This is a genomic window from Aeromonas sp. FDAARGOS 1406, assembly GCF_019048565.1.
GTDB classification, from domain to species: Bacteria; Pseudomonadota; Gammaproteobacteria; order Enterobacterales; family Aeromonadaceae; genus Aeromonas; species Aeromonas caviae.
The window spans coordinates 3,025,169-3,047,683 of record NZ_CP077378.1 but is presented as its reverse complement, the minus strand read 5'-3'; the positions used below and the strand labels follow the sequence as shown (position 1 = coordinate 3,047,683).

General features: G+C 62.6%; 21 protein-coding genes and 1 pseudogene. 7 read left to right on the top strand and 15 right to left on the bottom strand.

Annotation, left to right across the window (positions count from 1 at the left end):
- Positions 1-18: 18 nt before the first annotated feature.
- A complete protein-coding gene (gene fabR / locus I6L36_RS14390) occupies positions 19-639 on the bottom strand; it encodes an HTH-type transcriptional repressor FabR (protein ID WP_010672598.1) in 621 nt (206 codons plus the stop codon).
- 149 nt (positions 640-788) lie between these two features.
- On the opposite strand from fabR, the gene I6L36_RS14385 reads away from it, so the two are divergent.
- On the top strand, positions 789-1,907 hold the full coding sequence (locus tag I6L36_RS14385) for a fatty acid desaturase (RefSeq protein ID WP_109112607.1): 1,119 nt from the start codon (positions 789-791) through the stop codon (positions 1,905-1,907).
- 468 nt (positions 1,908-2,375) lie between these two features.
- Here the strand turns inward: I6L36_RS14385 and I6L36_RS22290 are convergent.
- Positions 2,376-3,628, bottom strand: a pseudogene (locus I6L36_RS22290) (phosphatidylserine/phosphatidylglycerophosphate/cardiolipin synthase family protein).
- A 75-nt stretch (positions 3,629-3,703) separates the two neighbouring features.
- Between I6L36_RS22290 and I6L36_RS14375 the strand changes: the two are divergent.
- Positions 3,704-3,865: a hypothetical protein gene (locus I6L36_RS14375; RefSeq protein ID WP_010672595.1), complete on the top strand. Its 162-nt coding sequence runs from the start codon at positions 3,704-3,706 to the stop codon at positions 3,863-3,865.
- A gap of 5 nt (positions 3,866-3,870) precedes the next feature.
- Here the strand turns inward: I6L36_RS14375 and I6L36_RS14370 are convergent, their stop codons facing one another.
- The 3 genes from I6L36_RS14370 to tatA form a co-directional block, all read right to left on the bottom strand.
- Complete coding sequence (locus I6L36_RS14370; protein WP_103259354.1) at positions 3,871-5,292, bottom strand: lytic transglycosylase F; 1,422 nt, start codon at positions 5,290-5,292, stop codon at positions 3,871-3,873.
- A gap of 216 nt (positions 5,293-5,508) precedes the next feature.
- On the bottom strand, positions 5,509-5,811 hold the full coding sequence (locus I6L36_RS14365; RefSeq protein ID WP_053288055.1) for a YfcZ/YiiS family protein: 303 nt from the start codon (positions 5,809-5,811) through the stop codon (positions 5,509-5,511).
- A gap of 10 nt (positions 5,812-5,821) precedes the next feature.
- On the bottom strand, positions 5,822-5,986 hold the full coding sequence (tatA, locus tag I6L36_RS14360; RefSeq protein ID WP_010672592.1) for a twin-arginine translocase TatA/TatE family subunit: 165 nt from the start codon (positions 5,984-5,986) through the stop codon (positions 5,822-5,824).
- 292 nt (positions 5,987-6,278) lie between these two features.
- On the opposite strand from tatA, the gene I6L36_RS14355 reads away from it, so the two are divergent.
- Complete coding sequence (locus tag I6L36_RS14355) at positions 6,279-7,256, top strand: LysR substrate-binding domain-containing protein (RefSeq protein ID WP_010672591.1); 978 nt, start codon at positions 6,279-6,281, stop codon at positions 7,254-7,256.
- A gap of 60 nt (positions 7,257-7,316) precedes the next feature.
- Here the strand turns inward: I6L36_RS14355 and I6L36_RS14350 are convergent, their stop codons facing one another.
- Together I6L36_RS14350 and I6L36_RS14345 are read right to left on the bottom strand one after the other, a co-directional pair.
- A complete protein-coding gene (locus tag I6L36_RS14350) occupies positions 7,317-7,916 on the bottom strand; it encodes a YhgN family NAAT transporter (protein WP_109112606.1) in 600 nt (199 codons plus the stop codon).
- A gap of 101 nt (positions 7,917-8,017) precedes the next feature.
- A complete protein-coding gene (locus I6L36_RS14345; RefSeq protein WP_039040405.1) occupies positions 8,018-8,263 on the bottom strand; it encodes a YecH family metal-binding protein in 246 nt (81 codons plus the stop codon).
- Between the two features lie 208 nt (positions 8,264-8,471).
- Here I6L36_RS14345 and I6L36_RS14340 point away from each other — a divergent pair, with 208 nt between their 5' ends.
- Complete coding sequence (locus I6L36_RS14340) at positions 8,472-9,755, top strand: dicarboxylate/amino acid:cation symporter (RefSeq protein ID WP_162540587.1); 1,284 nt, start codon at positions 8,472-8,474, stop codon at positions 9,753-9,755.
- Positions 9,756-9,770: 15 nt separating this feature from the next.
- On the opposite strand, the gene I6L36_RS14335 is transcribed toward I6L36_RS14340, so the two are convergent.
- Positions 9,771-10,085 (bottom strand): DUF2007 domain-containing protein, encoded by a 315-nt coding sequence (locus I6L36_RS14335; RefSeq protein WP_010672587.1) that lies wholly within the window; start codon positions 10,083-10,085, stop codon positions 9,771-9,773.
- Between the two features lie 240 nt (positions 10,086-10,325).
- Complete coding sequence (locus I6L36_RS14330) at positions 10,326-11,228, bottom strand: LysR family transcriptional regulator (RefSeq protein WP_010672586.1); 903 nt, start codon at positions 11,226-11,228, stop codon at positions 10,326-10,328.
- A gap of 97 nt (positions 11,229-11,325) precedes the next feature.
- Here I6L36_RS14330 and I6L36_RS14325 point away from each other — a divergent pair, with 97 nt between their 5' ends.
- Both I6L36_RS14325 and I6L36_RS14320 read left to right on the top strand, forming a co-directional pair.
- The gene (locus I6L36_RS14325) at positions 11,326-12,378 is read left to right on the top strand and encodes an HlyD family secretion protein (protein WP_109112604.1); all 1,053 of its coding nucleotides are present in this window, start codon (positions 11,326-11,328) and stop codon (positions 12,376-12,378) included.
- Positions 12,378-13,931 (top strand): DHA2 family efflux MFS transporter permease subunit, encoded by a 1,554-nt coding sequence (locus tag I6L36_RS14320; RefSeq protein ID WP_216986723.1) that lies wholly within the window; start codon positions 12,378-12,380, stop codon positions 13,929-13,931. The genes I6L36_RS14325 and I6L36_RS14320 overlap by 1 nt, the downstream gene beginning before the upstream one ends.
- Positions 13,932-13,991: 60 nt before the next feature.
- On the opposite strand, the gene I6L36_RS14315 is transcribed toward I6L36_RS14320, so the two are convergent.
- Positions 13,992-14,618 carry a lysoplasmalogenase gene (locus tag I6L36_RS14315; RefSeq protein ID WP_053288050.1) on the bottom strand — a complete coding sequence of 209 codons (627 nt, stop codon included), beginning with the start codon at positions 14,616-14,618 and terminating at the stop codon, positions 13,992-13,994.
- 172 nt (positions 14,619-14,790) lie between these two features.
- Here I6L36_RS14315 and I6L36_RS14310 point away from each other — a divergent pair, with 172 nt between their 5' ends.
- Complete coding sequence (locus tag I6L36_RS14310) at positions 14,791-14,949, top strand: hypothetical protein (RefSeq protein WP_005332188.1); 159 nt, start codon at positions 14,791-14,793, stop codon at positions 14,947-14,949.
- Between the two features lie 88 nt (positions 14,950-15,037).
- Here the strand turns inward: I6L36_RS14310 and I6L36_RS14305 are convergent, their stop codons facing one another.
- The 5 genes from I6L36_RS14305 to I6L36_RS14285 all read right to left on the bottom strand — a co-directional run bounded on the left by I6L36_RS14305 (position 15,038) and on the right by I6L36_RS14285 (position 22,463).
- Positions 15,038-17,602, bottom strand: a complete 2,565-nt coding sequence (locus I6L36_RS14305) for a TRAP transporter permease (RefSeq protein WP_201957135.1) — start codon at positions 17,600-17,602, stop codon at positions 15,038-15,040.
- A gap of 87 nt (positions 17,603-17,689) precedes the next feature.
- Positions 17,690-18,661 carry a TAXI family TRAP transporter solute-binding subunit gene (locus tag I6L36_RS14300; RefSeq protein WP_042865391.1) on the bottom strand — a complete coding sequence of 324 codons (972 nt, stop codon included), beginning with the start codon at positions 18,659-18,661 and terminating at the stop codon, positions 17,690-17,692.
- Between the two features lie 547 nt (positions 18,662-19,208).
- The gene (locus tag I6L36_RS14295; RefSeq protein ID WP_109112676.1) at positions 19,209-21,374 is read right to left on the bottom strand and encodes a S9 family peptidase; all 2,166 of its coding nucleotides are present in this window, start codon (positions 21,372-21,374) and stop codon (positions 19,209-19,211) included.
- 288 nt (positions 21,375-21,662) lie between these two features.
- On the bottom strand, positions 21,663-22,094 hold the full coding sequence (locus tag I6L36_RS14290; protein WP_010672577.1) for a DUF411 domain-containing protein: 432 nt from the start codon (positions 22,092-22,094) through the stop codon (positions 21,663-21,665).
- Between the two features lie 45 nt (positions 22,095-22,139).
- Entirely contained in the window at positions 22,140-22,463 is a 324-nt protein-coding gene (locus I6L36_RS14285; protein WP_069652338.1) for a hypothetical protein, read from the bottom strand.
- Positions 22,464-22,515 lie beyond the last annotated feature (52 nt).

Here is a 22,515-nt window from a genome sequence, read left to right as displayed (position 1 = left end):
AGGCTGTCCATCCTTGCGTTATGTGAGAGATTCGTGGCGCTTGCGGTTCTGCACCTCGGCGCCCATGGCGATCATCCGCAGCTGGCTGATGGTGCGCTCCGACAGTGCCTTGCACTCTTCCGGGGTCATGTCGAGGGCGTCTGCACCGGCGCTGAAGACGATGGTCACCATGGCCTCCGCCTGGATATAGGCCTCTTCCCGTGGCGCCTGCGTGGTGGCTTCCAGATAATCGGTCAGCTCGGCGATGAAGTGCTGGATCTCCCGGGCCACCGCCTGACGGAATGCAGCCGAGGTGCCGGAGCGCTCGCGCAGCAGTAGCCGGAAGATGTTCGGGTTGTTTTCGACGAACTCCATGAAGGTCTGCACCGAGGTGCTGATGACGCTGCCACCACCGGCAATGCGCTGGCGAGCCTGGCGCATCAGTTGGCGCAGGGTCAGCCCTCCCTCGTCCACCAGCGTCAGCCCCAGCTCTTCCATGTCCCTAAAGTGGCGATAGAAGGAGGTCGGCGCTATGCCCGCCTCTCTGGCCACTTCCCGCAGGCTGAGGTTGGAGAAACTGCGGTTGGCGCAGAGTTGACTGAACGCCGCTTCGATCAGCGTACGCCGGGTTTTTTCTTTTTGTTGCGCGCGAATACCCACGAAAACAGTCACCTTGAGATTAGCGAGGCCAGATGATAACCCGAAGGCGGGGCCGGGATCAGGTTTGTCTCCGACTTTTTTACCATTGACCCGCATTCCGGCTCAATGGAGAATAGTGAACAGCTGTTCGCTGAAAGGAGCCGAGTGAAATGGACCGCCCCCCGATCATCATGACCAACACCCTGCTGTTCGCCCTCTCCGGGCTCACGGCACTGATAGCGGTCCCCTGGTATGGACTGAGCCAGGGCTACGACCTCTGGCAGTGGCTCTGCTTCCTGCTGCTGTTCTGCTATTGCGGCATCTCCATCACCGCCGGCTACCACAGGCTCTGGTCCCACAAGTCCTACAAGGCGCACCCGGCCCTGCAATGGATCTTCGCCATCGGAGGCGCGCTCGCCCTGCAAAACTCGGCGCTGCACTGGTCCTCGGATCATCGCCGCCACCACCGCCACGTGGATGACAACCAGAAGGATCCCTACAGTGCGGGTCGCGGCTTCTGGTACTCCCACATCGGCTGGATGCTGCGGGAATACCAGCGCGATACCTACCACGACTACAGCAATGTGCGCGACCTGCAAAACAACCCCGTGGTCACCTTCCAGCACAGGCACTATCTCGCCCTGGCTCTGGTCACCAACATCGGCATTCCGCTGCTGCTCGGCCTCCTGCACGGGGATTTGCTCGGCATGATGCTGCTGGCCGGGGTGCTGCGCATGGTGATGACCCATCACACCACCTTCTTCATCAACTCCCTGGCCCACATCTGGGGCAGCCAGCCGTTCACGGATCGCAACAGCGCCCGGGACAACGGCATCCTGGCCTTCTTCACCTTTGGCGAGGGCTATCACAACTTCCATCACCTGTTCGAGAACGACTACCGCAACGGCATTCAGTGGTGGCAGTTCGATCCCACCAAGTGGCTGATCCGCACCGCCGCCTGGTGCGGGCTCGCCAAAGACCTGAGATCCTGCCCGGAGGAACGCATCGAGCAGGCCAGGCTGGAGATGCAACTCAAGCGCGCCCAGGCCAGAGTGCACCAGCAGGACGACAGGGAACGCTGGCAGGCACTGCTGCAGGAGGAGTACGACAAGCTGAGCCTGCAGATCCAGCACTACTATGCCAGCCGCAAGTCACTGCTGGAGCAGCGCAAGCGCACAGCCCTCGCACGCTACGACAGGCTCAGGCTGCAACTGGAGTACCGCACATTGCGAGACGGTTTCCTCGTTGCCAAGCGCAACTGGAGTCGTCTGCTGGCGGGCCTCGCCTGATCGCCGAGACATCACGCAAAAGACCGCCAGCAGGCGGTCTTTTTGATTGGGCAAGCAGACGGCGGGCATAAAAAATGGGGCAACATTCGCATGTCACCCCCTCGCAAATAGCATGTTCCATATTGGGCTCCCGCAACCACGGGGGTCTGTCTGGAATCACGGGTTTCCGCTCCCGATCCGCCTCGCCTGCCGGAGCAATCCGGTTGGCCCATTTCCCCTGTTGCCGTCACCCACACGGCAGACCAGCCGCCGTGTTTGTCCTTGCACTCGAGATACTACGCAGTTAAATAAAATAAAAAACCGTTCTACACGCACCTCTATGCAGTCGAGGAGCCTGGATTGTTACGGCGCCCTTAATATAAATCGATTAAAAACAATACGATGCAATCCAGTCCCGTTTTTGGATGGCAAACGTTATCCTCGAAGGCGCACAAGGCTTTGCGAGATCTCGCACAAGGCGGATCCCACTCACAACCAACGATGCAAAGGTAACCAATCGCTCAATTGCGCCAGCAGGCGCCGCCATGCAGAGGGGGACGCCGCCACCGGGTGCACGGCCTGCTGCAACCAGCCATCGATGAGTTGCTGCAACTCGTCGCACAACCTCGGGCTATGGAGGTGTAGCATCAACTCGGTGTTGAGCATCAGGGAGCGGGGATCCAGGTTGAAACTGCCGAGCAGCGCCTCCTCCTTCCCCATCAGGATCAGCTTGGCATGCAGACTGAACGCCTCCGTCGTCAGCTCGAACAGGGTGACCCCCTGACGCTCGAGCCAGGGGCGGTGACGTCGATAGGCGCCATAGACCAGGGGCACGTCCGTGCTGGCCAGGGAGTTGGTCAGGATCTCGATGTCGACCCCCTGCCGTCGCTGCCCCTTGAGCCGGCGACGCAGCCCCCGTGTCAGGATCAGGTAAGGGCTCACCAACCTCAGGGCCCCCTGATTGCTCGCCAGCGTGCGTCCCAGCAGGGGCGCCGTGGTCGGCCGGGCGACCAGCCCCTTGCCGGGGCGATCGAACCAGCACTGCCCTCGCCCGGGATGCCAGCAAAGGGGAACGGGGCACTCATCAAACAGAGTGGCCGGCAGATCATAGGCGGCCGCCATGGCGGGGTCTGTCAGGGCCAGCAGGAAGTCGTTCAGGGCCGGGTTTCGGCTGGCAACAAGGGGCGCCTCAACAGGCGACGGACCGGGTGGCTCCAGCGACTGTGCCAGAACAGCGCGAACCCCTGCTCGGCCTGCTGACAGAGGGGGCCGCGGCAGAGCAGATCCAGGTCGATGAAGTGAGGCGGCATCCCCAGCCCGAAGTAACGATCACCGATGTTGCGCCCGCCGATCACCGCCTGGCTGCCATCCACCAGCAGCAGCTTGTTGTGCATCCGGTGGTTGATGCGGCGAAAGCTCAGCACCCCTTCCAGCAGCAGGGTCAGAGGACGCCAGCCCCGCAGCCAGAAGGGGTTGAACAGGCGCACCTCGATGCCCGGTTCCGCCGCCACCGCCTCCAGAAAGCGGTTCTCCCCGCCGTAGAGATCATCGATGAGCAGTTGCACTACCACTCCGCGCCGGGCCGCCCGCACCAGCTCCGCCAGCAGCAGCTTGCCGCTGCCGTCCTCTTCCCAGCTGTAATACTGGGCGAGGATCCGGTGGCGAGCCTGGCGGATCAACTGGCATCGGGCTTTCAGGGCGGCGCCGGGATCGGCGAGCAAGGCAAACTCGGCGGGGATCAAGGGTCATCTCCCTGTCATCTGGTGGTGGCATAACCCAGACAACCGCCCCGATAGCCCAGTGTCAAGGAGCCGATGATGGAACTGCGCGACCACCCCTCCCTCAGTCAGAGACCCCATGCCAGCCAACCGGATCCCACCCCGGCCAGGCTGTTGATGCCCTGGTACCAGCAGCACCGGGATCTGGGCTGGGAGCCCCTTGCGCAGCATCACGAGGATCCCCTCCCCGGCCAGCATTGACAGGCTCAGGGCTGCACCGCCTCGATGGCCTCTGACTTGCCCTCCAGCTGGGGCAGGCTGAAACGGTAGGCCACGTAGTATTTGTAGATGGTGCCGACGTAGTTGATGGGCCCCTGGCCCACGTCGTTGGCCACCAGCTGCTCCACGTTGCCGAACCAGACGTTCGGATCCAGCCCCTTGTCGGCCGCCTTGGCCTGCAATGCCTGGACACGGTTCGGACCCGCATTGTAGGCGGCCAGGGCGAACAGATGGCGATTGAGCCTGTCCATCCCGGGATCATTGAAGTAGGTGTCCAGGATGAGTCGCATGTAGCGACAGGCCGCCTCCACATTACCCTCCAGACTGGTGAGTCTGGCGCCTCGGATCCCCACCTCCTTGCCGGTACTCGGCAGCAGTTGCATGATGCCGACGGCCCCCCGGTGAGAGCCGACATTGGGATTGAGCCCCGACTCCTTGTAAGCCAGCGCGGCCAGCATCAGCCAGTCCAGCTGATACTTGTCCGCCTGGGCTTCCAGTACCTTGCGAATGGTCGACAGGCGCCCCAGCGGGTCCGGCGCCAGTATGTTGCTCATGCGGTCGCTTTGCGCCAGCAGGCGGCGCAATGTCATGTCACTGTAGAGGGTCCGCTTGCTCGACTCCGAGATGTAGGCGTTCACCGCCTTGAGCAGCTCCGGGCTGTTGTTGCGCAGGGCCCAGGCGCTGCGCCCCTTGTCCCGCAGCGGTATCAGCCTGTGGGCCTTGAGGCCGCCAATCATGTCGAGCCAGATCCGCCCCTTGAAGCTGTCGGTGACCGTCAGCGGAATGATCCCGGCTGACACCATCTCCAGCAGGTCCCCATCCTGCAGGTATTCGGGAACCGTCTCGATGTAGACCGGGGGCAACCCCAGCTCCCGAAACAGCCAGTTGAGCTGGTGCAGGCTCTCGAAATAACTGGAGCTGGCTCGCACCCAGACCCGCCGGCCGGACAGCTGGGTGATGCGATTGAAGGCAGGGAGATCCCGCTGGCTCACCACCCACTCCTCGATGGGGGCGATCAGCGGCTGGGAGAAGGTCACCTGCTCACGCCGGGTGGGGGTGACCGTCAGGTTGGCGGCCACCAGATCCCCGCGCCCCTCGGCGAGGTAGTCCAGCAGCTTGTCCTGGCGCACCGGGATATAAATGATCTTGAGCTTGAGCTTCTCCTTGGCCAGGTAGGTCTGGTTCAACCAGCGCTCGAATCCCTGAAGCTGATTGACCAGGATGCCGTACTGGGCTCCCTTGTCGAAAAAGAAAAACCCCCGCTCATAGACCACCAGGGCCCTGAGCTCTTTTTTTTGCAGGATGTGTTCGAGATCACCGGCCTGGGGCAGCAACTGCGGCTTGAGATCCGCCGCCAGCAGAGGGAGAGAGCAGAGAGCCAGCAGGGCCCAGATCCATCGCCGCATCATGATGTAACCACCTCGCTGTGGGCCGGTGCGCACCGTCGGGTCTGTCAGAGAAGGCGCCTGCGCCAAGTCATGGGGCGTCGCGGGATCTTCTGCCGATCGGCGCATGCCGGACGGAAAACGGATCGTCCGTGGGATAACTCACTATACAACGCAAAGGGAGGGAAAAAGCGAGGGGCAGAGCAAGACGGCAGGCAAGCCTGCCGTGTCATCACGATCTCAGAGGGAGCGGGCGCGCATCTCGAAGATCAGCTTCTCGGCGGTGCAGGTGAATTGCAGGCGGGCCTTCAGGATCACGCCATCCGGGCCCCGGCTCAGCTCGCTGCTGCTTTTGGCGTCGGCAGTGACCTGCTTGGCCAGCGCCTCGTAAGCCGCAAATTTCTCGCGGGCGTCGGCTTCTGCAGCGGCCTCGATCACCAGCTCCATGACGTCGTCACCTTCGCCGATGATGGTGCCAATTTCGGCAAAACAGCCACAACTGTCACAGGTCTCGTTCAGTTCCACTTTCTCGTCTACAGACATACGTTCACTCCTACTTATTCCGGATATTGTCATCGTCGCGCAAGGCGTTGCGAAAATCCCTGATGGCAGTGCCCAGATCCTCACCGGCGCCAGCCAGGCGTTTGCTGCCAAACACCACGACGACGACCACGAGCAGGATCAGCAGATGCCAGATATGAATGCCACCCAGTCCCATAGGGAGACTCCTGACTGTTAGATACCTGGAGGTTGTATCAAAAGAAAGCGTATCGATTGTTGGGCAAAATCAAGGCAGGTGCAAGTTGGCGAAAAAATCGCGCAAAAACGGCGACGAGGCGCAAAAAAATACGGCGACCATGGGCCGCCGTATGAGTCGGTGCTACTTGTCCCCTCAACCGCTACATCCTGTACCAGCCGCCACCAGGGCGAGAGACCCGTCGAGCATAGGATCGCCAAGATATGAAAACAAATGGTATATATTCATCTAGGAATTGAAGAGGATTCATATCATGTTGCTGGAACAGCTTGCACGCATAGACCTTAATCTGTTGATAATCCTGCAAGTCTTGCTGGAAGAGCGCAACGGCAGCCGGGCTGCACGCCGTTTGCACCTGAGCCAGTCCGCCGTCAGCAAGGCCCTCGGACGGTTGCGGGAGACCTTTGACGATCCCCTGTTCGTGCGCTCGGCCTACGGGATGGATCCCACTCCGCGCGCCCTGGATCTCCAGCAGCAACTGCAGCCCATACTGCTCTCCCTGGACAACCTGATCCAACCGCCGGACTTCGATCCCGCCAGCACGGAGCGGGAGTTCGTCATTGCCAGCATGGACAGCGCCTTCACCCTGTTTGCCCCCCTCTACCTGAGCGAACTGAAGCGTCAGGCTCCTGGCATCCGCCTGCGCTACGAGGAGTGGACCGAGCACAGCCTGACCGAGATGAGCCAGGGCCAGGTGGATATCGCCTTCACGGTGCGGGAGAACTGCATCAATTCGGATTTTCGCCTCGACACCCTGCCCAACGCCATTTGCCAGCGGTTGCTCACCATCGACGATCTCACCTGCCTGGTGCAGCGGGATCACCCTGCCTTGCAGGAGCCCGAGTGGGATCTCGCCCGTTACCTCGCCTACCCCCATGTGCAGACCTACTGCGAGGGGAGGGATCGCTGGATGCTGGATCACAAGCTGGCGGAGCAGGATCTCTATCGCCGGATCGAGGCGACCGTCCCCTCCTTCGAGGCGGCCCTGCGCATGGGCATGCACTCGGACATGATAGTGACCCTCTCCCGGCTCTATGCCCGCCACGCGACCCAGGTCTATCCCCTGGTGCCGCTGCCGCTGCCCATCGCCCTGGACAGCATCTCCCACCTGCTCATCTGGCATCAGCGCCACGAGGAGGATCCGGGCCATCGCTGGCTGCGGGAGACCCTGCTCGCTCTCATCATGGGCAAGCTGGAAACCTCGGCGGACGGCCCGGCCGCTGCCGCCTGACGCGCAAAAAAAACGGGGCTCAAGAAGCCCCGTTTCACGTTGACATCAGCATTCGCCCCGTCAGTTCTGACCCGTCACCGCCAGATAGTGGTGTACCCCGTCCAGCAGCATCTGCACCGAGATCATCACCAGCAGCATGCCCATCAGCCGCTCCACCGCCGTGAGTCCTCGCTCACCCAGCAGCTTGTTGAACAGCTCGTAGAACATCAGGATCACGGCGCTGGCCCCCCAGGCCATCAGCAGGGCCAATGACCAGTCCACCATCCGGGTCGGCTCCTGGTTAGCCAGAAGCAGCAGGGAAGCCAGGATGGAGGGGCCCGCAATCATGGGGATGGCCATGGGCACCAGGAAGGGCTCCTCCCCCGCCGCCAGCCCGGTCACACCACCGGGGCTCGGGAAGATCATCTTGATGGCGATGAGGAAGAGGATGATGCCCCCCGCGATGCTGACCGCCTCCTGACGCAGGTTGAGGAAGCTCAGGATCTGCTGACCGGCGAACAGGAAGCCCATCATGATCACCAGTGAAAACAACAGCTCCCGCAGCATTACCTTGCGTCGACGCTTGGGGTCGACATGGCGCAGGATGGAGAGGAAGACCGGCAGGTTGCCCAGCGGATCCATGATCAGAAACAGCATGACGGCAGCGGAGAGTGTGTCCATAGAGCGCCCGGGCAGAACCTTTCAACAAGAGGGGAAGGAGGGCGAAATATAACAAAGGTGGCGGGATTCGGCGAGCGCCCCACCGCGCTCGCCACTGGCGATCATCCGTGGTTGCAGATCTTGTCGGCGCGGGTCTGGAACCCTGACTCCGAGTCGATGAACTTGCCGCGCCTGGCCAGGAAGTCGATCAGGGCGTCAGCGTCCATCTCGCTGGCGCTGCAGGTGTGGAACCGGGCCTCGGCACCGAAGCGCGAGGCGATCGCCGCCCTGAGGCTGGCCCGGGTAAACGGACTCTCCTGCTCCAGCATCATCTCCATCACTTCGTGACCGTGTATCGATTGGGACATCTCGAACCTCTTTAATCATCATGTCAGATGACAATTAAAGCCCGAAGCCCGGAGAGGGTTCTTGATATAGGCCAACAAAACGCCTTTTTTAACGCCAGCGGGCTGGTCGTGAGCACCGCTTTGTCGATAATGTGGCAACCTGACGGGGGGATGGCTACACTGTCGCCCCTTTTTGCCACCGCAGACAGAAAATAAGGACATTGGCGTCATGCTGTTCCATGGATTGGTCTTCAAACCCTGGCGGATCTGGACCCGTCGCCCGCTCTGGTTGAAGACTCTGCTCGGCATGCTGACCGGGATAGGTCTGGGACTCTGCTTCAGCGAGCAGGCCCTGCTGCTCAAGCCCATCGGCGTCCTGTTCGTCAACACCATCCAGATGCTGATGGTGCCCCTCATCTTCTGTTCCGTCCTGGCAGGCCTCACCGCCCTGCTCAAGGGCAAGCGGCTCGACCGCATCGCCGGCAAGGCCATCGGCTTCTATCTCTGCTCCACCGCCGTCGCCATCTGCATCGGCCTGATGATGGGCTGGCTGCTGGAACCGGGCATGGGCGCCAACATGGGCCCTTATGAACGGGGCGCCATGGCGCAGCAACCTACTCTGGCCAGCGTGCTGAGCCACCTAGTGCCGCGCAACCCGGTGCAGGCCATGGGCGATGGCAAGATATTGCAGGTGATCGTGTTCGCCGTGGCCCTCGCTCTCGCCCTCAACGCCACCGGACGACGCGGCCGCCCCGCCATCCTGTTCTTTACCTCCCTGGCAGAGGGAATGTTCAAGCTGACCCAGATGGTGATGGCCCTGGCCCCCTATGGCGTCTGCGCCCTGATGGCCTGGATGACCGGCAAGTACGGCGTCAGCCTGCTGTTGCCGCTGCTCAAGGTGATCGGCGCCGTCTACCTCGGCTGCCTGCTCCACGTGCTTGGCGTCTACAGCAGCCTGCTGCTCCTGATGGCGCGCCTCAACCCGTTGCACTACTTCAAGAGCATCGTCGATGCCCAGGCGGTGGCCTTCACCAGCAGTTCAAGCAGCAGCACCCTGCCCATCAGCCTGGCCTGCGCCGAACGCAGGCTCGGGGTCTCCCCCGCCATCACCGCCAAGGTGCTGCCCATCGGCGCCACCATCAACATGGATGGCACCGCCCTCTATCAGGGGGTCACCGCCCTGTTCGTGGCCCAGGCCTTCGGGGTGGATCTGCATCTGGTGGACTACCTGACCATCATCAGCATCGTCACGCTGGCCAGCATCGGCACGGCGGGCACACCCGGTACCGGGCTGATGCTGCTGACCCTGACCCTCACTGCCGTGGGACTGCCGCTGGAAGGGGTGGCACTCATCGCAGGCATAGACCGGCTCCTCGACATGGCGCGCACCACGGTCAATGTCTCCGGCGACATCCTGGTCTCCGTGCTCATCGCCCGCAGCGAGAAGGAGCTGGATCTCGCCACCTACCACGATGCCCATGCGGGGGATGACATCGACTTCACCCTGCGCTGAGGGCGCGAGGGGCGTTCAATGATCCTGGGGATCGTGATGGCAGCGCCAGCAGATATCAAAGTTGGCGCCGTTCTCCTCCCCGCACTGGCCGCACAGCCAGCCGTTGCCCTGGCGCTGCTGGTAGCGCTCGATGATCCGGCCCGCCCGCTGACGATCCCGCTCGTTCACCATCAGGGTCACTTGCAGCAGATCCACCGGCAGCTCCCCGAGCGCGCCGGAGAGCCCTTCGCCGCTGAGGCGCACCCTGACTCCCTCTACCTCCAAGGCCCCTTTCAGGGCATGCGCCTCCAGGGAGTGAGAGGCGCGATACAAGTTAATCCACTGATCCATACGTTGTCCTCGAAACCCTTGCCAGTGCCATCATCACCAGCACTACCATCATTCCAGGCCGAGCATCTTCCGGGAGCGAGATGCCCGATACAGATTCATCCACTGATCCATACGTTGTCCTCGAAACCCTTGCCAGTGCCGTCATCACCAGCACTACCATCATTCCAGGGCGAGCATCTTCCGGGAGTGAGATGCCCGATACAGATTCATCCACCGCTCCATACGTTGTCCTCGAACCCCTTACAGCAGCTTGTCGATGCCGTAAGCCGGGCCGTTGGCCACCAGAAAATCGATGAATGCCCTCAGCTTGCGCGGCATCAGGCGCCGCTCGGGAAACAGCAGGTAGATGGGTACCCTGGGTTGCTGCCACTCCGGCAGCAAGGAGACAAGCGTCCCGTTCGCCAGCTCATCATGGCACAGCATGGCGGGCAGGGAAGCCAGCCCCAGCCCCGCCTTCGCCGCCTCCCTGGCACAGGTGATGTTGTTGACCTGGAAGCGGGACGGGGGATCCACCAGCACTTCGCGATCATCCAGCTCGAAACACCAGTGCGAGGCGAGGAACCCCGTGCTGACCGCGATCCGCTCGTGATGCACCAGATCGGCGGGCCTCTGGATCACCGGGTGGCGCGCCAGATAGTCCGGGCTGGCGCACAGCAGCCGCTCGGTGCTCCAGAGACGCCGCGCAGCCAGGTTGGAGTCGCTCATGTCGCCGACCCGCACGATGGCATCCAACCCCTCGCTGATGGGATCCACGATGCGGTTGGTCAGCTCCAGCTCCACCTTCATGCCCGGATAGGCTTGCAGGAAGTTCGCCACCAGCCTGCCCACCACCAGCTGTCCCGTCTCGATGGGCACCGCCAGCTTGAGGGTCCCCGTCACCTCCTGCTGGCTGGCACTGAGCATCAGCTCGGCCTGGGCCAGTTCCTCCACCGCCTTGCTGCAGCGTAGATAATATTGTTCACCGGCTTCCGTCAGGGTGAGCTGCCGGGTGGAGCGATAGAGCAGCCGCGCGCCGAGACGCTGCTCCAGCTCGGCGATGCGGCGGCTCACCGTCGCCTTGGTCATGCCCAGCTCCTGGGCAGCGGCGGTAAAGGAGCCCTTGTCGACGATACGAACGAGGATTAAGGCAGCATTCAGGTCCATTGTTTCACCAGTGAAACTGTATATCTCATGAATGGATACTAATCGAAACAGTTGCACGATGTTAGCCTGCCCGCCACAGTTCAGGAAAACCAATATCATGAGTCAACACAAGAAGATCCCCCTGCTGGCCGCCCTGGTGCTGGCCCTGCTCGGCCTGCTGTTTGCCGGTTACTGGTATCTGCATGGCCGCTACTTCGAGAGCACCGACAACGCCTACCTGCAAAGCGAGGTGACCGGCATCGGTTCCAAGCTCTCCGGCTACATCAGCGAAGTACTGGTGACCGACAACCAGGCGGTGAAGGCCGGCCAGCTCATCGCCCGGCTCGACGACCGCGAATACAGAACCAAGGTGGAGGAGGCCGAGGCCGATCTGCACCTCAACCAGGCGACGGCGGATAACCTCGCCGCCACCCGTATCCAGCAGTTGAGCCTCATCCGCCAGGCCGAGGCAAAAGTCAGCTCGGCCAACGCCGAGCAGGTCCGGGCCCAGCAGCAGGTGCGCCGGGTCAGCCAGCTCAATGAGCGTCACTACAGCTCCCAGGACAGCCTGGACGAGGTACGTGCCGGCTTGCAGGTCAACCAGGCCCAGGCACTGGAGGCCAAAGCCGCCTTGCAGGCCGCCCGCGAGCGGCTGCTGGTGCTGGATGCCGAAGCCAAGCAGAACCAGGCCAGGCTGGCATTGAGCGAGGCCCAGCTTGAACAAGCCAGGCTGGAACTCGGCTACACCGAGCTGCGAGCCCCGGCTGACGGCATCATCGGCAAGCGCAGCCTGCGGGAAGGGCTCTACGTCCAGTCCGGTATGCAGGTGGCCAGCCTGGTGCCCCTGAGCCAGGTGTGGGTCGAGGCCAACTTCAAAGAGACCCAGTTGCAGCACATGCAGCCGGGCCAGAAGGTGGAGGTGATCCTGGATGCCTATCCGGATCAACCGGTCGAGGGGATCATCGACAGCCTCTCTCCGGCCACCGGCGCCAAGTTCGCCCTGCTGCCGCCGGAGAACGCCACCGGCAACTTCACCAAAATCGTGCAGCGGGTGCCGGTCAAGATCAGCATCCCGGATCCGGGCGCCCTGGTGGGCAAGCTGCTGCCCGGCCTCTCCACCGAGGTGATCGTCGACACCCGCACCCCTGATCCCGTGGTGGCCGCCCACTGATGGACGCCATACCACGCCGCAACTGGATCGCGGTCATGGGGGGCCTCATCGGCGCCTTCATGGCCATCCTCGACATCCAGATCACCAACGCCTCCCTGAAAGACATTCAGGGGGCACTCTCGGCCACCCTGAGCGAGAGCTCCTGGATCTCCACCTCCTATCTGGTGGCGGAGATGATCGCCATACCGCTGAGCGGCTGGCTGAGCCGGGGACTGAGCGTGCGGCGCTACCTGCTGTGGACCACGGGCGCCTTCATCGTCGCCTCCGTGCTCTGCTCGTTCAGCTGGAACCTCACCAGCATGATCGTCTTTCGGGCGCTACAGGGCTTTACCGGCGGGGCCCTGATCCCCATGGCCTTCTCCCTCATCGTCAGCCTGCTGCCGCTGCACAAGCGAGCCACCGGCATGGCGCTGTTCGGCCTGTGCGCCACCTTCGCCCCCGCCATCGGCCCGACCCTGGGGGGCTGGCTGACGGAGCAGATGTCCTGGCACTACATCTTCTATCTGAACGTGCCGCCCGGTCTGCTGGTCATGGCCATGCTGGCCCACGGGCTGGACAGGAAGCCGGTGGACTGGGAGGTGATCAAGCGGGTGGATCTCATTGGTATCCTCACCATGGCGGTGGGTCTCGGCCTCCTGGAGGTGGTGCTGGAGGAGGGCAACCGGGAGGACTGGTTCGGCTCGAGCTTCATCGTGCGGCTCACCGTCATCTCGGTGGTGGCCCTGGTGTTCTTCGTCATCAGCCAGTTGCTGCGCCACCACCCCCTGGTCAACCTGCGGCTGCTGCACAACCCGCGCTTCGCCCTGGCCTGCTTCGCCTACCTGGTGCTCGGTATGGGGTTGATGGGCTCCATCTATGTGCTGCCCCTCTACATGACCCAGATCCACAATTACAACGCCCTGGAAATCGGTGAAGTACTGATGTGGATGGGGTTGCCCCAGTTGCTGGTGCTCCCCCTGGTGCCCAAGCTGACCCACAAGATAGATCCGCGCTATCTGGTGAGCTTCGGCTTTCTGGTCTTCGCCATCAGCTGCTTCATGAACGTGAACATGAACGCCGACTACGCCGGGCCCCAGCTGATCCAGTCCCTCATCGTGCGGGCCCTGGGGCAGCCCTTCATCATGGTGCCCCTCTCCCTGGTGGCGACCGCCAGCCTGACGCCGGACGAGATCCCCTCTTCCTCGACCCTGCTCAACGTGCTGCGCAACCTGGGGGGCGCCTTCGGCATCGCCATCATCGCCACCCTGATCGACAACGACACCCGGACTCATGTCAGCCAGATCGGCAGCACCCTGGCCGCCACCAGCATCGAGGGGCAGGCCTATCTGATGCAGTTGGCCCAGACCATGATGGCCCAGGGAGCCGGGCCGGAGCAGGCCCAGTTGCAGGCCCGGGCCATGCTGTCGAACACCATCAGCCGCGAGGCGGCCATCATGGCCTACAACCAGGTGTTCTACGTGATGGGTATCTTCCTGCTGATCGCCAGCGCCCTGATGCTGCTGCTCAAGCAGCCTGCCCCGAGGGCCCCTGACGCAGAACCGGTCGAGGCGTGAAAGGTGGGGCTCACATAGCAAAACGGGCCAGAAGGCCCGTTTTTCATGGCTGCCCGCCGGTCAGCCCGCCAGGGAGGCGGCGATCAGGAACTGGGCCGCGAAGTAGCTGCTCATGATCCAGGCCGTGGCATGGGGGAAGGGGCGGCGGAATCTGTCCAGCGCCAGCATGCTGTCGGAGAAGAGGAACATCAGCGCCCCCACCAGGGCAGCGGCGCTGCCGGCAGTGAGAGAGGCATGCCAGGCACCGGCGGCCACCCAGGCCATGGCGATGATCACCAGCATGTAGCAGAAGACGGGGATCCTCATCTCGCCGAGCTGGCCCCACAGGAGCCCGAACACCATGCCGGCCACCAGCAACAGCAGCAGGCCGTCCACCAGCTTGAGCACCAGGGGCCCCTGGGCGAAACCGACGATGTAGCAGAGGTGAGCGACAAAAAATGCCGCCAGCCCCTGGATGAAGCGATCCCGTGGCAGCATCAGCAGCACGTCCCCCGCCAGCGACAGGCAGAGACCGAGCAGGATCCAGGCGTGGGAGCCGTTGTGATCGTCGCTCTGGTAGCCAAACGCCAGGGCGATGATGAACATCATGGTCAGGGGTTTGCTGATGTAGAACTGACGGGAGTCTGAGCCGTAAGCCGCGCGGATGTGCCACCAGCCCGATGCGATGATCAAGAAACTCAATAACATGCCCTGCTCCTCACCGGCTGCTCACCCTGGGGCGGCAACCTCTTTAGTGCCCGCAAGAGTAGCAAATTCCCCCGGCCAGTGGCAGAGGCTGAAGCAGATGGCACCCTACACCTAAAGTCTAATTGCCCCCATCCCCGCCCTCGGGCATAAGAGACAGTTCTGGAGGATCACCATGGAAGACGCTATGACCAACTACCTGCCCGCTATCGACATCATGATGTGCCATCTTGGCATCAGCTTTGAACAGGCCTGCGAGCAGCTTGGCCTCAGCCCGCAGGAGCAGCAGACCCTCGACCAACTGCAAAAACAGAAGCAGACCCAGTCCAACTGATGCCCTGGACTGATGGTCCGAAGCGGCCGGCATCACAGCCCAGCATAAAAAACGGCGCCCGAAGGCGCCGTTTTTTATTGGGTGATGATCAGGGTCGAGCGACCCGGCGGCGTTGCAGCCAGACCACGGCCCCGAACAGCAGGAAGCCCGGCAGCCACATCAGCTCCTTGGGCCAGCGCTCGGTGGGCGCCTTGACGCTCAGGATCTGCTGATCCATCTCCAGCCCCAGATCGGCGGCCTGGCTGCCGAAGGTGACGGTGTCGATCAGGATCTTGCCGTCCTGCTCATAGGTCTGGATCCCCAGCTTGGCCAGACGATCCTCGCCACTGGCGCCCTCCGGCACCGGCAGCAGCACGGTGAAGCGGCGCAACTTGCCCACCGCATCTTCCCCTTCCATGCGCAGGCGCAGGGTGCTTTCGGCCTCCACCTGCCCCATGGTCTGGACCAGCTCGGCCGGGGCGGTGTCGCGATACGGGTCGTGCAGCAGATCCATCCAGAAGCCAGGACGGAACAGGGTGAAGGCCACCAGCAGCAGCAGCACGCTCTCGTACCAGCGGCTCTTCACCAGGAAGAAGCCCTGGGTGGCGGCAGCGAAGATCAGCATGGCGATGGTGGCCACGAAGAAGATCAGTACGCCGTGGGCGAAGTCCACGTTGATGAGCAGCAGATCGGTGTTGAAGATGAACAGGAACGGCAGCGCCGCGGTACGCAGGCTGTAGTAGAACGCCGTGATCCCGGTCTTGATGGGGTCACCCTTGGAGACGGCGGCCGCGGCGAACGAGGCCAGCCCCACTGGCGGGGTCACGTCCGCCATGATGCCGAAGTAGAAGACGAACAGGTGCACCGCGATGAGCGGCACGATGAGGCCGTTCTGCTGACCCAGGGTGACGATCACCGGCGCCAGCAGGCTCGATACCACGATGTAGTTGGCAGTGGTCGGCAGCCCCATGCCGAGGATGAGGCTCAGCAGCGCGGTGAGGATCAGCATGAGCAGCAGGTTGCCCATGGAGAGGAACTCCACCAGATCCGCCAGCACCAGGCCGACGCCGGTCTGGGAGACGGCCCCGACGATGATGCCGGCAGTGGCGGTGGCAATGCCGATGCCGATCATGTTGCGGGCACCGGCAATCAGCCCCTCGCGCAGGTCCACCACGCCATCGGTGAAGGAGCCGTAGTCATGCTTGCCGTCGGTGCGCAGCCAGTTCAGCAGCGGTCGCTGGGTCAGCAGGATGATGATCAGCATCACCGAACCCCAGAAGGCCGACAGGCCCGGGGAGAGTCGCTCCACCATCAGACACCACACCAGCACCACCACGGGCAGCAGGAAGTGCAGGCCGGAGAGCAGCACGGCGCGGGTCTCGGGCAGCTCGTCCAGTGGCTTGTCCGGGTCTTCCGCCGGCAGCGGTGCGTTGCTCGCGGCGATCTTCAGCAGTCCCAGGTAGGCGACGGCCAGCAGCACGCTGATCCCCGGCAGGGCATAGTCACCCAGTACCGGCTTGAGCCAGCCCAGACCGTAGTAGACCGCCATGGAGAGGCCGCTGATGAGGGCGGCACCGAAGGCGAAGCCGGTCAGGCGACGCAGCCAGGGGCGCGGCTGACGGTTGCCGATGGGCTGCATCCCGAGCTTGAGCGCCTCGAGGTGCACGATGTAGAGCAGGGCGATGTAGGAGATGGCCGCCGGCAGGAAGGCGTGCTTGATGATCTCCACATAGGGGATGCCCACGTACTCCACCATCAGGAAAGCCGCAGCCCCCATGACCGGCGGCATGATCTGGCCGTTGACCGAAGAGGCCACTTCCACCGCGCCGGCCTTCTCCTTGGAGAAACCGACCCGTTTCATCATGGGGATGGTGAAGGTGCCCGTGGTCACCACGTTGGCGATGGAGGAGCCGGAGATGACGCCGGTCAGGGCCGAGGCGACCACGGCCGCCTTGGCCGGGCCGCCGCGCAGGTGACCCAGCAGGCTGAAGGCAAGCTGGATGAAGTAGTGGCCCGCACCGGCACGCTCGAGCAGGGCGCCAAACAGCACGAACAGGAAGACGAAGCTGGTGGAGACCCCAAGGGCGATGCCGAACACCCCTTCGGTGGTGATCCACTGGTGGTTGGCCAGCGCATGCAGGCTCACCCCGCGGTGGGCCAGCAGGGAAGGCATCCAGGGACCGGCCAGGCTGTAGGCCAGGAAGACGATGGCGATGACCGCCAGGGCCGGGCCCAGGGCACGGCGGGCCGCTTCCAACAGGAGCGGAATGCCGACGCAGGCCACCGCGAAGTCCATGGTGGTCAGGTTGCCGGGACGCTGGGCAAGCTCCTGGTACATCACGAACAGATAGCTGGCGACGGCGGCACCGACGAGGCCCAGGGCGATGTCAGCAAGGGGAACCCTGTCTCGCGGCGAGCTGCGCATGGCGGGGAACACCAGGTAGGCGAGCAGGATGGCGAAGGCCAGGTGAATCGAGCGTGTTTCAGTGTCGTTGAGGACGCCGATGCCGAGGGAGAAGGGCAGCGGCGAGGCAATCCAGAGCTGGAACAGGGACCAGATCAGCGCAAGACCCGCGATGATCCAGCTCATGGGGCCGACGGGCAGCCTGGCGCCGACGTCCTGGGCGATCAGCTCCTCGGCCGAGAACGCCTCTTGTTGTTGTGTTTGCTGCATAATGTGACTCTGTAGGTACTGCAATAAATGAGACTCGCTCCCCCGAAGGAGGAGCGAGTCCGGGGCACATCCGAAGACGCAGCCGGATTACATCCAGCCACGTTCCTTGTAGTAACGCACAGCGCCTTCATGCAGCGGAGCGGAGAGACCCACCTTGATCATGTCGGCTTCTTTCAGATCCGCGAAGGCCGGGTGCAGGCGCTTGAAGCGGTCCAGGTTGTCGAACACGGACTTGACCAGCTGGTAGACCACTTCCGGGTCAGCCTTGGCGCTGGTGGAGAGCACCGCCTTGCCACCGATGGACGGAGTCGGGTTCGGGCTGCCCTTGTAGAGACCACCCGGGATCTCGGCCTTGCTGTAGTAGCTCTTCTCGGCCAGCAGCTTGTCGATCTCGGGGCCGGTGACCGGCACCAGCACGGTGTCCGTGGTGGTGGAGGCTTCCTGAATGGCGCCGTTCGGGTGGCCGACGAAGTAGCTCATGGCGTCGATGTTGTTGTCACCCAGGGCAGAGGCCTGCTCGGCGGGTTTCAGTTCGGAGACCAGGCTGAAGGCGGATTTGTCCCAGCCCTTCACGGTCATGATCTCTTCAAAGGTGTCACGCTGACCGGAACCCGGGTTGCCGATGTTGACGCGCTTGCCCTTCAGGTCGTCGAAGCTGGCAATCTTGGCGTCCTTGCGGGCCAGAATGGTGAACACTTCGCTCTGCAGGGAGAAGACGGCGCGGATGTCATCCATCGGACCTTCGGCCTTGAACGGCTCGACGCCCTTCATCGCCTTGTACTGGTGGTCGGACTGCATGATGCCGAAGTTGAATTCGCCGGAGCGGATGCCGTTGACGTTGGCAACACCGCCGCCACTGGCCGGGGCGTTGCACTTGATCTGGTGATCGGCGGCGCCGCGGTTGAGGAAGCGGCAGATGGACTGGCCCGCCACGTAGTAGACGCCGGTCTGACCGCCGGTGCCTATGGTCACGAAGCGCTCCTGCGCTTGCACCGGACCACCAAACGACACACCGACCAGAGCCGCCGACAAGGCGCACGCCAAGGATAATCCTTTCATGTTCTTCATCCTTTTCATTGATTTATTTCACCCGTTTCCCGGGAGAATATGAGACAGACCCGCACCAAGACTGGGTTCGCCTATACGACCTCGTACGAGGAAATGGTCGAGCGGCACGCGCCCTTCCAGAAGCCACCATCATCCTGCGGTGAGATAATCAGCGTCATGCCGATCGGAGGTGATCTGACCAGAAACGGGTCAGTTCAAAAGCATTAACGCTCCGATTAAGCACATAACACCAACATAAATCAAACAAAACAGCAAAATGGCGGATTTAAATAGCGAGAAGTTTGAAGCGGATCATTCATTTCTCAAGGGCAGATTAATTACATGAACTATCAAAGGGAAGCAATAAAAAGCACGCCCAGATTCTTTCGCAACCCTTGACTGGCAAGGATTAGAAACCTGGTCCGTTATATTGCGAAGTGCTTACTGAACAGCATAAACACGACGTTAATGACGCTTTTGTCGCCAAGATGCAAAAACCCCGATCCGGGGCTGCCGGAACGGGGTTTGGTAACAAGCTGATTTCATTTGGGCCCGGCCATCACGCCTTGCTGCCAGCCAGCTCCAGAATGAAGGCGAACTCCAGGGCGATGTCCTCATAGGCCTTGAAACGGCCCGACTTGCCGCCATGACCGGCCTCCATGTCGGTGCTGAGCAGCAACTGGTTGTCGTCCGTCTTCAGCTCACGCAGCTTGGCCACCCACTTGGCCGGCTCCCAGTACTGCACCTGGGAGTCGTGCAGCCCCGTGGTCACCAGCAGATTCGGGTAGGCCTGGGCCTTGACCTGATCGTAGGGGCTGTAGGCCTTCATGTAGTCGTAGTAGCGCTTCTTGTTCGGGTTGCCCCACTCGTCATACTCCCCTGTGGTGAGGGGAATGGACTCGTCCAGCATGGTGGTGACCACGTCGACGAAGGGCACCTGGGCCACCACGCCGCGATAGAGCTGGGGCGCCTGGTTGATGACGGCCCCCATCAGCAGGCCGCCGGCGCTGCCTCCCATGGCATAGACCTGATCCCTGGCGCCGTAGCCTTGCGCCACCAACGCCTCGGTCACGTCGATGAAGTCGTTGAAGGTGTTCTGCTTCTTGAGCAGCTTGCCCTCTTCATACCAGGTGCGGCCCAGCTCCTCGCCACCCCGGATATGGGCGATGGCGTAGACGAAGCCCCGGTCCAGCAGGCTCAGGCGTGAGCTGCTGAAGTCCGGGTCCATGCTGGCGCCGTAGGAGCCATAGCCGTAGACCAGCAGGGGATTGGTGCCTGCACCACCCCCTGCCTTCTTGAACTTGTCCTTGCGATAGACCAGCGACACCGGCACGGCTACGCCGTCACGGGCGGTGATCCAGAGCCGCTCGCTGGCATATTGCGCAGGCACGAAGCCCGCCACCGGCTGCTGCTTGAGCAGAGTCCGCTTGCCGCTGTCCATGTCGAGCTCATAGGTGGAGGACGGCGTGGTCATGGAGGAGTAGCCATAGCGCAGGGCGCTGGTGTCCGGCTCCGGGTTGTAGGAAAGCCAGGTGACATAGGCGGGATCGTCGAAGGCGATCTCCTTCTGTTCGCCACTCTGCCAGTTGACCTGACGCAACCGGGTCAACCCCTGACTGCGCTCCTCCAGCACCAGCCAGTCCCTGAACAGGGCATAGCTCTCCAGCAGCACGTCCGGATTGGGGGCGATCACCGCCTTCCAGCGATCCACCGGGCTCTCCTTGGTCTCATAGAGGCCGAAGTTCTTGCCGTCCTTGTTGGAGCGCACATAGAAGCGGCCGCGGTAGTGATCCAGGCTGTACTCGTGATCCACCTGACGGGGCAGGAAGAGGCGTGGCGTCTGGCCCGGCACATTGGCATCGATGAGGCGCGCCTCGCTGGTGGTGGTGCTGGAGAGGGAGATGACGATGAAATCTTCCGAGGTGGTGGCGTAGAGGCTCACATAGAAGGAGTCGTCCTTCTCCTCGTAGACCAGGGTATCCTTCGCGGGGTCCGTGCCCAGCTCGTGGCGATAGACCTGGTAGGGCAGCAGGGTCTTGGGGTGCTTGCGCACGTAGAAGACCGTCTTGCTGTCGTTGGCCCACACCAGGTTGCCGGAGGTGTTCTCGAGGGTGTCGGCGGCCCAAGCGCCACTCTCCAGATCGAGGAACTGGATCCTGTATTGACGGCGGGAGAGATAATCTTCCGCCACCGCCAGCCAGCGGTTGTTGCGGCTCACCTCGAGCGCCCCCAGGGCATAGAACTCGTGGCCTTCGGCGCGCTGGTTGCCATCCAGCAGCAGGGCGGGCGCCCCGTCCCCTTCCACCTTGCTGCGGGAGTAGATGGCGTACTCCTTGCCCGGCTCGTAACGGGTCTGATAGCGGTAGCCGTTCTTCACATAGGGGACAGACTCGTCCTGCTGGGGAATACGGGCCACCATCTCCTTGTAGAGCTGCTCGCGCAGCGGCTTGATCGGTGCGAGCATGGCCTCGGTGTAGGCATTCTCGGCCTTGAGATAGTCCAGCACCTCGGGCTTCTGCCGCTCGTCATCGCGCAGCCAATAGTAGTTGTCGACGCGCGTGTCCCCGTGTTTTTTCAGGGTATGGGGGTGCTTGGCAGCCACCGGGGGGACAATGACAGGCTGGGTGGAAGTATCGCTTGTAGGCATGGCGGACTCTTCGTTGGCATGGGAACAGGGCGCAGCAAGCAGGCAAGCCAGCAGCAACCCCCGGGAAAAGGTGAACATGTCGCATCCTTTGCGCTGTCACAGGGCCGCCCCTCCCGCTGGTGCTGCACGCATCCAGACGGCACACCGGCAGGCAGTGGGAAAAGCGTCCCTGAGAAAATAAAAATTGGCGATCAATCTGCCCCTTGTCGCCCGGGGTTGCAAGGGCTCCCCGGACATTCCCCCCCAAATCGACGAAAAAGGGCCGCCATCTCGCGATGGCGGCCCTCCTCCCTGACCGTGGGCGACACGGGTTCGCTCAGGTGTGCCTCACATGATGGAAGTGTGTCTGCTCACGGTCAGCATCCATCAGCCGGGGTAGCTCGACCAGACTTTGGTCGCGCCCTCGTCACTGATGCTCAGCACCTGATAGGGCTGACCCGGAATATCCATGCCCGGCGCACTCTGGGGCATCCCCGGAATGGTCAGACCGCGGATCGCCGGTTTTTCCTTGAGCAGCTTCTGCACGTCGGCAGCGGGCACATGCCCCTCCACCACATAGCCGTTCACCACCCCGGTGTGGCAGGAGGCCAGCTGCGGGGTGATGCCATGCTGCTGCTTGATCGGGTCAAGCTGCTCGGTTTCCACGACCTTGACCTCAAAGCCGTTCTCTTCCATGTGCTTGATCCAGGTCTTGCAGCAACCGCAATACTGGGACTTGTAGACGGTCATCTGCCCGGTTGCCAGAGCAGAAAAACTGACGGTACCGGCCAGCACGGCCAGTAACAGGGACTTGTACATATCTCACCTCGGTTAAGAAGAAATGCCCGGAAAGGGAAACTCGACTCAGCCGTGGTGACGGGGCGGACGCTCGAGACGCTTCAGGGGCGCCTCCGGCATGAACAGAGAGGGAGAGAGGTATGTCGGCCTGTCGGGCTCAAGCCGGGCAACCGTCAGGCTGTCGTTGGTGAGCACCGTCATGGCGAGCGCCGAGGTGAAGCTGCCGCAGGGCATGGCTTTTTCCAGGGTACGCTCGCTCTGGCTGCAATGGGGCGTCAGGGTACAGAGATCGGTGGCCGCACGGCTGCCAAACGACATCAGCACCAGCACCAGACTCCACAGGGGGAGCCAGCGGCGGGCGCGAGCGAGTTGGCGACGGGTCAGGACCATGAGACGACTCAATGACGAAAGAGGGCCTATGGTAACCCTTGGCCCAGGGGGA